The following is an 11,723-nucleotide window of genomic DNA, read 5'->3' on the forward strand; positions in this document are numbered from 1 at the left end:
AACCCAGCGTCTGCTCAATCGCCTTCCGTCAAAGGGCTGGCCGCGCGGCGGTAATGTCATTGAGGAGAGTCAGGAGAGAAACATGGCAACATCAAGACAGCCCATCCGAGTATTCGCGCTGGCATTGGCATTGTTTGCCATCCAGCCGATCCGCGCCGCGACACTAGACCCCGGTTGGCCGCGTGAAGTTGTCCGGGACGGCGCGACCCTTACCTATTACCAGCCACAAATCGACGACTGGACGGACTTCAAGGAACTGACCGGTCGTATGGCGATAAACATCACCCCGCCCGGGGGCAAACCACAGGTCGGCGTGGTCACGTTACAAACGCATACCGATGTGGATATAGACAGTCGCAACGCATTATTAAGCAGCCCGCAAATTGTCAGTACTGCGTTCCCCGGTGCGGACCAGGCAACGAGCCAAAAGCTGGATCAACTTGTGCGCAAGTTTCTCAATCCGCAGGCTTCGTTGACCCTGTCAGTCGACCGCCTGGTCGCGAGCGTGGAGAACAAAAAAACGCCTCCGGTGACAGAGGTCAAGAACGATCCGCCGGCGATCTTCGTGAGTTACGGGCCGGCGATCCTGCTGTTTGTGGACGGCGAACCGACGCTCGCGCCGATTCAGGATTCAGACCTTTCATTCGTGGTCAATGCCAGCTGGCCGCTGTTTACCGACAACGCCAACCACCAGTACTACCTGTTCACCGGGCAGTCATGGATGACATCGACCGACCTGAAAAGCGGATGGGCAGAAACGAAAGCGCTTCCCGCCACGATGTCCAAGGTTCCTTCCGATCCCGCCTGGGCAGACCTGAAACCCTACATTCCGCCACCTAAAGGGCAAAAAACCAAGGCGCCAGGGGTGTTCTTCAGCAGTGCCCCTGCTGAGCTGATTGCCTTCGACGGGCAGCCGGTCTATACACCGATTCCCGGCACCGGGCTGGTCTTCGCCAAGAATACCGAGCGTGATGTGTTTGTCTTTTCACCCACCAGGACTTTCTACTATCTGACGGGTGGCCGGTGGTTTTCTGCGCCCGCACTGGGCGGACCGTGGACGTTTGCGACGAATCAGTTACCGCCCGATTTCGCGAAGATTCCGCGCGACAGCGCGGCCGCCTGGGTCCTCAGTTCCGTACCCGGTACACCGGAAGCCGCAGATGCGATTCTGCTCGCACAGATCCCGACAACCGTCGAGGTGAATCCTGCTGCGGCGGCGAGCGAAGTCAAGGTTTCGTACAACGGCGAACCCGAGTTCCAGCCGATTCAAGGCACTGCGCTCTCGTACGCAACGAACACACCTGACAAAGTGATCAAGGCGGACAATCGTTACTATGTCTGCACTAAAGGCGTGTGGTTCGATGCTTCGTCACCCGCCGGCCCCTGGCAAACCACCACGTCTGTGCCCCAGGTCATCTATACGATCCCACCCAGTTCGCCCGTTTATAACGTGACCTATGTCACGCAACAGGTCACGCCCAGCGGCAGCGTGCAGGCGAGCTACACGGCGGGGTATGTCGGCGCGTTTATTACCGGTGCGGTGGTTGGCGCGATCATTGCGAACGGCAACGGGTATTACTATCCACCCTACATCGGTCGGGGACCAGGACGTTATCCGGTCTATTATCCGCGTCCGGTGCCCTACGGCTATCACACGTACAACCCTTATACGGGAGCCAGTGGCGTGAGAAGAGGCGCTTACGGACCGAACGGCAGCGCGCAATGGGGCGCATCGTACAATCCGAATACCGGTACCTATGCACGCGGCGCGACGGCTTCCGGGCGGTACGGCAGCGCCGGTGTGGCGCAGGCCTACAATCCCTACACGGGCGGCTATGCGGCTACGCGCCAAGGTTCGAACGCGTACGGCCAGTGGGGAAGTTCTGTCGTCACGAAGGGCAACCAGTGGGCGGCGACGCAGCATACGACGACGGCCAAGGGGTCGGTCGGTACGTATCGGAATTCGGCAGGCGGCAAGGCTATTGCCAGCACGAGCGTCAACGGCCGCGCGGCGGCGGGTAAAACCGCGAACGGCGACATGTACGCCGGGCGTGACGGCAGTGTCTACAAGAACACCAATGGTAGCTGGCAGAAATACGAAGAGGGTTCCTGGTCATCGGTCAACAAGCCCACACCAAAGGGCACGCAACCGACTGAGCAGAGTGTTCAACAACCGCGCCAGACCGGAAGGCAGACTGCCAACTCCTCCACCGCCCAGCAAAGAGCAAAGAGCCCTCAACAGCAGCGTCCGGCGCCATCGGCTGCGAACAGGCCAAGTGGGGGCACTCCACAAAATCCTGCAGGCGGCTATAACAGATCCAGCGGACAGGTGCCTGTTGGTGAGTTGAATAAGGACATGCAGAATCGACAGCGAGGTGCAGCCCAGAGCCGACGCTACACCCAGACCGAGCGTGGTGGTGGTGGTGGTGGTGGTGGTGGTGGTTTTCGTCGATAGAGACCGCCATTGCCACTCTTTGAGCTAATTGCCGATCAGGCGATGCAATCAAGCCATCGCCTGTATGCTTTCGGTCTGTTATGGCCTGATTGTTATTGGCCAGGATCAAGTACGATTTTGCCACGTGTATGTCCGGCCCTGCTTTTTTCCACGGCCTGCTTCACCTGCGAGATCGGAAACACTTCGACCTTTGCAGATAGTTGGCCTGCATCGAACAACTCGGCGATGGCCGTGAGTTGCCTGCCATCCGGCCGAGTGGCGAAATTTTTCGCTGAAACGCCGTGCACCTTCGCCAACTCCGCATTCGGCGCGCTGACCGGCGAGACCAGAACCCCGCCACGCTTCAATACCTTCCAGGAACGTAGCTGGGTTTCGCCGCCAATCAGGTCAAGCACGATATCCACATCCGCCACTACATCCTCGAACGCCTGGCTACGGTAGTCGATCACCTGGTTCGCGCCGATTTTTTCCAGATAGCCATGGTTGCCGCTCGAAGCGGTGGCAATGACCGTGGCGCCGGCCTGTCTGGCTATCTGCACGGCCATGCTGCCGACTCCGCCGGCGGCACCGTGAATCAGCACTCGCTGACCCGCCTTGATGCCCGCATGCTCATGCAACGCTTGCCAGGCCGTCAGTGCCGCCACTGCCACACCACTGGCCTGATGGGCGGAAAGACTGCGCGGCCTGAGCGCCAGACGATCTGCTGGCACAGCGGCTTTTGTGGCATATCCACCGACGATGCCGATAAACCCAAAGACCTGATCGCCGACAGCAAAACCACTCACACCCTTGCCGATCGCGGCAATCGTTCCAGCCACTTCGGCGCCCGGTGTGTAGGGCAACGGCAACGGAATGAAGGCTTTCATGGAGCCAGAAAGAATCTTCCAATCGATCGGGTTGACCGCCGCACCCACCACGTCGATCAGCACCTCGCCCTCACTCACAAGCGGGTCGGCGAGGTCTTCCAGGCGCAGCACATCTGGGCTGCCGTATTCATGCACACGTATGGCTTTCATGGTGAATCCTCGGATGATGTCGAAGATGAAACCCGGAAGCGTTCATCCACCGCGGCGCCATTGGCTCAGCGGCGACGGGCGTCGAGGCTGAAGCGACCGGCGCCGAACGCGACGACCTGCAACAGGCCGCCCGCCATGGCGATGTTCTTGAAGAAGTGGATGAACTGGTTCTGATCGCCCAGACCGCTATGGAATGCCAGCGCGGTGAACACGCTGAACAGGGCAAGCACCAGCGCAACGGTACGGGTGCGGTAGCCAGCGATCAGCGCAATACCGCCGCCGATTTCGATGATGATGGCCAACGCCAGAGCGAGTTGCGGGAACGGCAAACCCACCGAACCGATGTAGCCGATCATCATCGCCGGGGCGCTCAGTTTGGAGATGCCCGAGAGGATGAAGATAGTGCTGAGGAACACACGGCCGACCAAAGCAGCCGTGGCGGTAGTCGTGACGGAGCTAGACAGTTCATGGGTATCGCGGGAGGTAGTAGCGGTAGATTGGGGCATGTGAAGTTCTTCCATCAAGTAGGGCACATCCACCATGGAGCGCCGCATGGAAGAAAGTCTGCCACCCACCCTACAATCTTAATAGTCGACTAATTTCGACGATTACGTTCTGGTTTTTCGACATGTACTCACGTCCTTCCCATCGGGTTTTTGAGGCGCTACTGCACGTGAAATCAGCATAAACTCCCCGCAGGCGTTCAAGGAAATCGAAATGATCTCAGACCCAGGTACCCCCACTCTCGATCAATTGCGTGTATTCCTGACGGTTGTCGAGGTCGGCAGTTTTGCGGCCGCCGCCAGAAAGCTGCACCGAGCCACTTCAGTCATCAGCTACTCGATTTCCAATCTGGAGATGCAGCTTGGCGTTGTTCTTTTCGATAGAAACACCACGCGCAAACCTCAGCTGACCGATGCGGGACGCACCGTGCTCGCCGAGGCGCGCACCATCACCCATGGCGTCAACGGGCTACGGGCCAAGGTGAAGGGGCTGCTGCAAGGCCTGGAGGCAGAAATCCATCTGGTGCTCGATGTGATGTTGCCTGCCGAGCGCGTGGTCGATGCGCTCAAGTCATTCCAGGAGACTTTTCCGACCGTATCCCTGCATCTCCATATGGAAGCCCTGGGTGCCGTCACCCAGCTCGTGCTCAATCGCAAGGCCAGCATCGGGGTGGGTGGCCCACTCGATAACATCATCGATGGCATCGAGCGCATCGGTATCGGCAGCGTCGAACTGGTGCCCGTCGCAGCGCCCAGCCACCCGCTCGCCGTGGCTCGGCTGAACGCCCCAGGCGCTGGACGCGAGCATGTCCAGTTGGTGCTGTCGGATCGCTCACCCTTGACCCAAGGCAAAGACTTCGCCGTCGTCAGCACGAGGACCTGGCGCCTGGCGGATCTAGGGGCCAAACACATGCTACTCAAGGAAGGAATCGGCTGGGGCAACATGCCGTTGCCCATGATCAGGGATGACTTGGCGACAGGCCGCCTTGTGCAACTCGACATGCCGGACCTCAAAAGCGGTGTCTACAGCTTCGACGCCCTCTATCGCACGGATACACCGCCCGGTCCGGCGGCAAAATGGTTGATCGAGCGCTTCGCGCAGCAACTCGAATAAAGCACTGGCCATTCCAACAGGGCCGGTGGTCGTTGCATTTCGTTTGTCGCCGGCGCTTGGCTAAGCTTAATAAATCGGGGCGAATTGAAACCTGAGTGATGGCGGTCATCAACGGATCTGGATTGGCATCAAGACGGTACTCCCAAAGGAGACGACTATGTATGCGGTTATAAGAACCTACCTGGGTGCTGGAGCAAAGCAGCTTTTCAAGCTTTTAGAAGAGCGCAATGCCGACGTCGAAGCTACCCTGCGGAAAGTGCCTGGCCTCGTCAGCTACACACTGCTGAATACGGGTGATGGCGGTACGGCGGTGACTGTTTGCACGGACAAGACCGGCAGCGATGCGAGTTTGAAAGTCGCGCGCGACTGGATTCAGAAAAATGCCTCGAATATCCACGCGAACCCGCCGATCGTAACGGAAGGTCCGGTCATTGTGCAGATCAAATAGCGCGCCCTTCCGATTGATCTACAAAACGGGCGCCTTCAAGGCGCCTGTTTTCATTTACTTCGACGCCTGCGCCCGCAAGCGTCTGCCGATCACATCCATCAAATCACACCCATCGCGCAACGGAATGGCCAGCAGCTTGGCGAAGTCGGCCAGCACCACCGTGTCGGTCTCGATGTCGGCACGAAAAGCGATATTTTCCAGCACCTGAGTGACCGATGCGGTAGTCGGCGGTGGCTTGCAGCACGTCGAGCGGGGTTTGGGTGTCGATGAGCAGGGAGGCCGGGATCAAGTCGATTCCGGTGAGGGGCATGTATCTATCCATGGGTGGAGCTCCGAATCAGATTGGAAGGGACTGATCCGATCGACAGGTCGCCAAACCTGGTCGCTGGGTGGGCGACTTAGGGACTATAGGTCTTGTTACTACGGGTAGCTAGAGCGCCACTTCTGAGATTGATGTAGAGCGTGTGGGTTGGATTTGCCCCTATAAAACCGGACACCAACACCCTGTTAAATTGGTGCTGCCACCAATCGCCTAAACTCCCTCGGCGAGCGATAGTTCAGGGCGCTGTGCGGATGCTGCTCGTTGTAGTGTTCGAAGGCAATTGTCAAATTGCGCAAGAAGATCGAATGGTTGGTGTAAGAGCGCGCGATGCTGACTGCCAGGCGCCACGCCCGGACGAACAGTCCAGGCATACGCCTACCAGAAGAAAACCAGCCCCACGCCGATCAATGCCCGCCCACCACCAAATGGCTGAACGGCACCACATACGCCTGCAATGTGACCAGCCCTCCCACCAGAATCGCCAGCACGATGGAGTGGAAAAACACATAGCGCAGGATTTCCCCTTCATGCCCGTACCAGCGGGTGGCGGTGGAGGCGACCACGATGGATTGGGCGTCGACCATCTTGCCCATGACCCCGCCGGAACTGTTGGCGGCGGCCATCAATATCGGGCTGATGCCCAGTTGTTCTGAAGTCACCCGTTGCAAGCCGCCGAACAGCACGTTGGACGCCGTGTCCGAGCCGGTCAAGGCCACGCCGAGCCAGCCGAGCAGGGTGCCGAACATGGGGTAGAAGATCCCGGTGGCGGCGAAGGCCAGGCCCATGGTCGCGTCCAGGCCGGAGTAGCGGGTGATGAAGCCGAGGGCGAGCATTGCCGCGATGGTGATGAGCGAATAGCGCACCACCCACAGCGTTCGCAGGTATTGGCTCACCAGTTGCGGGAGGGAATAGCCCATCAGCAGCCCGCCGAGGATCGCCGCCAGCAAGATGCCGCTGCCGGTGCTGGTGAACCAGGTAAATTTGTAGATCGCTTCCTCAGGCTTAGGCTGCGGTACCACGGGCGGAACCTTCTCGACTTGCAAGTGCAGGGTGGTGAAGGTCAGGGCCGGCGCGAAGATCGGGTTCGCCTCGCTCATTGGCTTACCCTGGGGATCGAGCTTGGCCGAGTGGGTTTGCGGGTCCATCGCCGGACGGGTATCGAACATGTTTTTGAAGCCCTGAGTGCCCCAGGCGAAGACGAAGACTGTGAGAATGATCCAGGGCATCCAGGCGCGCATAACGGCGGGCCGGGCATCGCTGGCAAAGGTCGCGCTGGCCACCGGCTTTGCCTCTTGGGACTCATCTATTTTTGAGTCGTCGACGCGTCCCGACAGGGCGGCGGAGGTGTGCACGTGGGCCGGCTTCCAGACCTTGAGGAAACCGGTCAGGCAGGCCATGGAAATCAGCGCGGCGATCACGTCCACCAGCATCGGTCCGTGGTAGTTGGACACGAAGAACTGCGGCACCGCGAAGCTGACCCCTGCCACCAGAATCGCCGGCCAGATTTCCAGCATCTTGCGCCAGCCGGCGAAGGCCCAGATCAACCAGAACGGCACGAGCACCGAGAAGAACGGCAACTGCCGGCCGACCATCATCGACAGTTCCATTTCATCCAGCCCGGTGACCTTGGCCAGGGTGATGATGGGCGTACCCAAGGCACCGAACGCCACCGGCGCGGTGTTGGCGATCAACGCCAGACCGGACGCGGCGAGGGGCGAAAAACCCAGCCCGATCAGAATGGCCCCGGTCACCGCCACCGGCGTGCCGAACCCGGCCGCCCCTTCGAAGAACGCACCGAAGCAAAAGGCGATCAGCAGCAATTGCAGGCGACGATCGTCGGTGATGCGCGCGAGGGAATCTTGCAGGACTTTGAACGAGCCGTTTTCAGTGGTCAGCCGATGCAGGTAGATGATGTTAAGCACGATCCAGCCAATCGGCAGCAGGCCGGTGGCGGCGCCTAACAGCGCGGCGGAACCGGCCATGTTCGCCGGCATGCCAAAGGCGAAGATCGCGATCAGCAAGGCCGTGCTCAGCGCCAGCAAGGCCGCCAGATGCGCCTTGACATGAAAAAACGCCAGGGACGTGAGCATCACCACTACCGGCAAAGCCGCCATGAGGGTCGAGACCAGCGGATTACCGAAGGGATCGTAGACTTGCTGCCAGACCATGTTCCACCTCTGCTTTTTATTGTTGGCAGTGCAGGCCCCGAGGGGGCAGGTGGATGTGAGTATAGGTGGCAATGCGCGGCGGGCGGGCAGGTCCGCCGCGCCTCTAGTGACCGGCAGGCAGCTGATCTTGAACAAGCAGCGTTTCGGCCAGTTCTTCGTCACTTGCCTGGAGGCCTGGATGATCGTGTCGAATCTGCATCAACATCGACTCCAGATAGGCATCGCGAATTGCACCGCCACTCGCGACGAAGCTGGAGAGCTCTTCGCGGGCTGGACTGACGATTTTGTCGTCTCTAAACGTCGAGTACAACGACACGGAAATCCCTGCCGAAGTCGCAACGTCTCGCGCATCAATATCGGGGTAATGGTGCCTGTGGGCCATGGCCGAACCAAAGGGCAGACAAAGCACCAGCAAAGGAATGAGGAATATACGTCGCATGGCGAGTCCTCCGAAAACATGAAACCTGAATGACCGACCTTATGCTTTTTGATACGTGGCGCCAGACAGGAGTTCCCGGTCGGTGGCAGATGCTGGTGCAGAGGCCGAGGGCCTGGACGATATGCCAACGCAATCATCCCGGTGAACGCCCAAGGCCACCACTGAGGTGCGTACACCTTTAGCGACCAGCAGGTGCCTCGGATTGAATGAGGATCGCTTTGGCCAGATCCTCGTCGCTGGCCTTAAGGTCTGGGTGTTCGCGTCGAATCTGCTTCAACTCTGACTCCAGATAGGCGCCGCGAATTGCACCGCCACTCGCCACGAAGCTGGAGGCGTCATCGCGGGCGGGAATGACCATTTTGTGGTCCTTGAAGGTCGAGTACAGCGATGCGGAAACCCCGGCCGAGGTGGCGACATCGCCCGCATCCACTTTGGCCAGGACCGAACCAAAGGGCAGACAAAGTATTAGCGAAGAGATGACAAGTGTGCGACGCATGACGGCGTCCTCCGAAAGGGTGAGGCAACGGATGTGCTACATAGTTTTGGAGGTGTGGCGGCAGTCAGGAGTTCCCCCGTCGTTGGCATGTCCGCAAACAAAGCAGAGGGCTGAGGGAGGGGCAGGGCAATATGCAGCGGTAATTGCTGCCTGCGGTCAGTCTGTTGGAATGATTGGCCTATTACGGTGTCGACCCAATAAGCGGAGTCGCCAACATGACTCAGTCAGAAGGTTCGACCATGCGCCTGATATGGATAGCCACCTGCCTCGCAATAGCTCTTCTCGGGGGCCAGGCGAGAGCGGCCGATCAGGCGCAAAACAAGGAAGCGGCGATGGACAAGGCGCAGGTCCTGGAACAGAAGACTGCAGAACAGGGCAGTGCGGCTCCAGTGCCCAAGGTCGAGGTCATCACACCCTCTGAAGCACAGGCGGTCGATCCGGCAGGCAAAGCACCTTTGAAGGATGCAATCACCTGCCTTTCACGCACTATTTTCTGGGAGGCCAAAGGTGGGGAACCGGCCGACATGGAAGCCGTCGCCAGTGTTGTTTTGAACCGCCTGGGCCATGAAGGCTTTCCAGGTACGGTGTGCGAGGTGGTCAAACAAGGCTCGGAAAAGCATGCCTGCCAGTTTTCGTGGTGGTGTGATCGGCGTTCGGATCATGCCGACGAGGATGCTCCCTACGCGATTGCCACGGAAATAGCGCGAAAAGCGCTCAACCACCAACTCACGGACCGAACCCATGGCGCTATGTATTTCCATGGCAAGAAGGTGAAGCCTGAGTGGGCGAAGGAATACATCAAGACCGCAGAAACCAGAAAATTTCTGTTCTATAAGCCTCACGACGGCACCGCGCGATAGGCGCGTTCGCTCAGACTTCGTCAGGATGCAAACATGGCGAAGTACCCCACGCAGTGCCAGTATGAGTGGGAGTTATCTGCATTTGCCGGGTGCGCCACATGGACACCACCGAGCGCTTGTCATCACTGACCGCCAACCGTCTGCGGGCCTTGCACCGAGACGGTTTCGTGGTGCTGCCCGGCGTGCTGGATGGCGCCCAGATTATCACGCTGCGCACGGCTATAGATGGCCTTGAGCCCGAGCACTGGGACTACAGCGGCCTGCTCGATCATTACAAGTGCGTCTTCAACCGCGACCCGTTTTGGCTGCCGTTTCTCGATCTGAGCGGGATCATCGAACTGGCTGAGGCTGCCCTGGGAGACGATTGTCACATCATCGGCCAGACTGCCTGGCGCTGCCATCCCGGTTTCGTCGGGGCCGAACTGCATCTGGATTACCTGGCGATGGAGTTGCCACAAAGTCTGCTGGCCGACCCCGCCTTCGAGTTGCCGATGCAGATCTGCACCGCGCACTTCTATCTCGACGACATCGATGCCGACCTCAGTCCCACTCGGGTGATCCCCGGTAGCCACCGAGCAGGACGGGCGCCTGCTCGCAGCGAAAACCAGTGGCATGGCAGTACGGCGAAGCCGGTGCTGTGTCGGGCCGGCGATGTTCTGATGTTACGCAGTGAGCTGTGGCACGCCGGTAGTGACAACCGAACGCTCGACCGCACGCGCTACCTGTTGCAGGTACATTACGGCCGGCGCATGGTGGCGCAGAAGTTTTCGCCCTACCTGCACTGGCGCTTCAACCCCAGCGTGCTGGCTGCCGCGACGCCACGTCAACGGCGCCTGTTGGGAGAGCATCAGGAAGCGGAATACGACTGACCTGTTTTCGCGACCGCATCCAGAGCGGGTTTGTCACGCTCCAGGTGGCGTCATTTGTAGATCGGTACTGAACCCGACCCGGACCGCTGTCGGGCCTCTGCTTGTAGACGTTTGCCCAGCTCTGCAATTTTTGCTTCCCCGGCTTTCAACGCTTCCAGGCTAGTGTGCACGGAGTAACTACCCATCTTCAGGTCGTGCGGGTGAGGAATGGCCGAGCCCAGCACAAACACCGCGTCTTGCTGATCCCCGGCCTCAAGTTTCAACGCACCGTTACCTGGCTTGAAGGCGACGAGTTCTCCCGCCTGGATAAGCTCCGGCGAATAAACCGTTCCTCGACTGACGCTGAGCCAAAGAATCTCGTGTCCAGACGGAGGCTGATACTCCCAGCGTTGGCCCGCAGCCAGTGTCACCAACAGATAGTTCAGGCCGGAGGGGGCACGTACAGGGCTTTGGATACCCTGGTAGTTTCCGACGATGACGCGCGCCGGCCCAACCTGTGGGATGGCAGATGCTTCCAGGTACTGGCTGTCGACAGGAGCGTTTTCCAGGTCAGCGGGCAGCGCGATCCAAAGCTGAAACCCCTGGATCCGCGCCGAGGTGCCGGCAGACATTTCTTTACCATGCCAGACACCCGCGCCTGCACGCATCCATTCGACTCCACCGTAGCCAATCAGTCCGGTACCTGCGTCCGGATCGTCAAAGCACAGGTTGCCTTCAGTGATCACGGTAATGGTCGCGATCCCCGAATGGGGATGCAGCGGCATGTTGCCAATGAACGAGGTATCCGCCCCGAACAGATCGAGAAACACAAACGGCTTGAGTAACTGGCCCAGGTCCGAGGGGCTCATGAGCCGAACAATGGGGCCGTGCCCATGACCGCGGGTGCGCAGGCTTATGCCGCGCGAGGTAGCGTTTTGAGGAGAGGAGAGGGGACTCAATGTCGTTGTCGAAAGTGTCATGTCGCACCCGAATGGTTTTACGAAGTTAGGGTAAGCGTATCCAGCCGGTTATAGGTTGATAAGCGGGTATAGTT

The 11,723-nt window shown here is 59.4% G+C and carries 11 protein-coding genes and 2 pseudogenes; 5 read left to right on the forward strand and 8 right to left on the reverse strand.

Annotated features, from left to right (window positions below; translation table 11 throughout):
• The first annotated feature begins 82 nt into the window (after positions 1-82).
• On the forward strand, positions 83-2,455 hold the full coding sequence (locus AC1RPZ_RS11330) for a hypothetical protein (protein WP_493137109.1): 2,373 nt from the start codon (positions 83-85) through the stop codon (positions 2,453-2,455).
• 92 nt (positions 2,456-2,547) lie between these two features.
• Here the strand turns inward: AC1RPZ_RS11330 and AC1RPZ_RS11335 are convergent, their stop codons facing one another.
• Together AC1RPZ_RS11335 and AC1RPZ_RS11340 are read right to left on the reverse strand one after the other, a co-directional pair.
• Complete coding sequence (locus AC1RPZ_RS11335) at positions 2,548-3,471, reverse strand: NADP-dependent oxidoreductase (protein WP_493137110.1); 924 nt, start codon at positions 3,469-3,471, stop codon at positions 2,548-2,550.
• A 65-nt stretch (positions 3,472-3,536) separates the two neighbouring features.
• Positions 3,537-3,977, reverse strand: a complete 441-nt coding sequence (locus AC1RPZ_RS11340; RefSeq protein WP_493137111.1) for a DoxX family protein — start codon at positions 3,975-3,977, stop codon at positions 3,537-3,539.
• Between the two features lie 211 nt (positions 3,978-4,188).
• On the opposite strand from AC1RPZ_RS11340, the gene AC1RPZ_RS11345 reads away from it, so the two are divergent.
• Together AC1RPZ_RS11345 and AC1RPZ_RS11350 are read left to right on the forward strand one after the other, a co-directional pair.
• Positions 4,189-5,088 carry a LysR family transcriptional regulator gene (locus tag AC1RPZ_RS11345; protein ID WP_493137112.1) on the forward strand — a complete coding sequence of 300 codons (900 nt, stop codon included), beginning with the start codon at positions 4,189-4,191 and terminating at the stop codon, positions 5,086-5,088.
• A gap of 157 nt (positions 5,089-5,245) precedes the next feature.
• Positions 5,246-5,536 carry a hypothetical protein gene (locus AC1RPZ_RS11350; RefSeq protein ID WP_493137113.1) on the forward strand — a complete coding sequence of 97 codons (291 nt, stop codon included), beginning with the start codon at positions 5,246-5,248 and terminating at the stop codon, positions 5,534-5,536.
• Positions 5,537-5,590: 54 nt separating this feature from the next.
• Here the strand turns inward: AC1RPZ_RS11350 and AC1RPZ_RS11355 are convergent.
• The 5 genes and pseudogenes from AC1RPZ_RS11355 to AC1RPZ_RS11375 form a co-directional block, all read right to left on the reverse strand.
• A pseudogene (locus AC1RPZ_RS11355) lies at positions 5,591-5,858 on the reverse strand (hypothetical protein).
• A gap of 185 nt (positions 5,859-6,043) precedes the next feature.
• A pseudogene (locus AC1RPZ_RS11360) lies at positions 6,044-6,151 on the reverse strand (integrase core domain-containing protein); the annotation flags it as partial.
• 111 nt (positions 6,152-6,262) lie between these two features.
• Complete coding sequence (locus AC1RPZ_RS11365) at positions 6,263-8,026, reverse strand: L-lactate permease (RefSeq protein ID WP_493137114.1); 1,764 nt, start codon at positions 8,024-8,026, stop codon at positions 6,263-6,265.
• 103 nt (positions 8,027-8,129) lie between these two features.
• On the reverse strand, positions 8,130-8,465 hold the full coding sequence (locus AC1RPZ_RS11370) for a DUF2388 domain-containing protein (protein ID WP_493137115.1): 336 nt from the start codon (positions 8,463-8,465) through the stop codon (positions 8,130-8,132).
• Between the two features lie 178 nt (positions 8,466-8,643).
• A complete protein-coding gene (locus AC1RPZ_RS11375; RefSeq protein WP_493137116.1) occupies positions 8,644-8,961 on the reverse strand; it encodes a DUF2388 domain-containing protein in 318 nt (105 codons plus the stop codon).
• 239 nt (positions 8,962-9,200) lie between these two features.
• On the opposite strand from AC1RPZ_RS11375, the gene AC1RPZ_RS11380 reads away from it, so the two are divergent.
• Together AC1RPZ_RS11380 and AC1RPZ_RS11385 are read left to right on the forward strand one after the other, a co-directional pair.
• Entirely contained in the window at positions 9,201-9,821 is a 621-nt protein-coding gene (locus tag AC1RPZ_RS11380; RefSeq protein ID WP_493137165.1) for a cell wall hydrolase, read from the forward strand.
• Between the two features lie 98 nt (positions 9,822-9,919).
• The gene (locus AC1RPZ_RS11385; protein ID WP_493137117.1) at positions 9,920-10,690 is read left to right on the forward strand and encodes a phytanoyl-CoA dioxygenase family protein; all 771 of its coding nucleotides are present in this window, start codon (positions 9,920-9,922) and stop codon (positions 10,688-10,690) included.
• A 50-nt stretch (positions 10,691-10,740) separates the two neighbouring features.
• On the opposite strand, the gene AC1RPZ_RS11390 is transcribed toward AC1RPZ_RS11385, so the two are convergent.
• Positions 10,741-11,538 carry a pirin family protein gene (locus AC1RPZ_RS11390; protein ID WP_493137118.1) on the reverse strand — a complete coding sequence of 266 codons (798 nt, stop codon included), beginning with the start codon at positions 11,536-11,538 and terminating at the stop codon, positions 10,741-10,743.
• Positions 11,539-11,723: the final 185 nt, after the last annotated feature.

This window comes from Pseudomonas sp. GW822-FHT02D10, assembly GCF_058802345.1.

What these genes read in the sequence shown, in the direction of transcription:
- AC1RPZ_RS11350 (WP_493137113.1), top strand. Translation starts at nt 5,246, where the DNA reads ATGTATGCGGTTATAAGAACCTACCTGGGTGCTGGAGCAAAGCAGCTT.
- AC1RPZ_RS11335 (WP_493137110.1), bottom strand. Translation starts at nt 3,471, where the DNA reads ATGAAAGCCATACGTGTGCATGAATACGGCAGCCCAGATGTGCTGCGC.
- AC1RPZ_RS11375 (WP_493137116.1), bottom strand. Translation starts at nt 8,961, where the DNA reads ATGCGTCGCACACTTGTCATCTCTTCGCTAATACTTTGTCTGCCCTTT.
- AC1RPZ_RS11330 (WP_493137109.1), top strand. Translation starts at nt 83, where the DNA reads ATGGCAACATCAAGACAGCCCATCCGAGTATTCGCGCTGGCATTGGCA.
- AC1RPZ_RS11385 (WP_493137117.1), top strand. Translation starts at nt 9,920, where the DNA reads ATGGACACCACCGAGCGCTTGTCATCACTGACCGCCAACCGTCTGCGG.
- AC1RPZ_RS11340 (WP_493137111.1), bottom strand. Translation starts at nt 3,977, where the DNA reads ATGCCCCAATCTACCGCTACTACCTCCCGCGATACCCATGAACTGTCT.
- AC1RPZ_RS11345 (WP_493137112.1), top strand. Translation starts at nt 4,189, where the DNA reads ATGATCTCAGACCCAGGTACCCCCACTCTCGATCAATTGCGTGTATTC.
- AC1RPZ_RS11380 (WP_493137165.1), top strand. Translation starts at nt 9,201, where the DNA reads ATGCGCCTGATATGGATAGCCACCTGCCTCGCAATAGCTCTTCTCGGG.
- AC1RPZ_RS11370 (WP_493137115.1), bottom strand. Translation starts at nt 8,465, where the DNA reads ATGCGACGTATATTCCTCATTCCTTTGCTGGTGCTTTGTCTGCCCTTT.
- AC1RPZ_RS11390 (WP_493137118.1), bottom strand. Translation starts at nt 11,538, where the DNA reads ATGAGCCCCTCGGACCTGGGCCAGTTACTCAAGCCGTTTGTGTTTCTC.
- AC1RPZ_RS11365 (WP_493137114.1), bottom strand. Translation starts at nt 8,026, where the DNA reads ATGGTCTGGCAGCAAGTCTACGATCCCTTCGGTAATCCGCTGGTCTCG.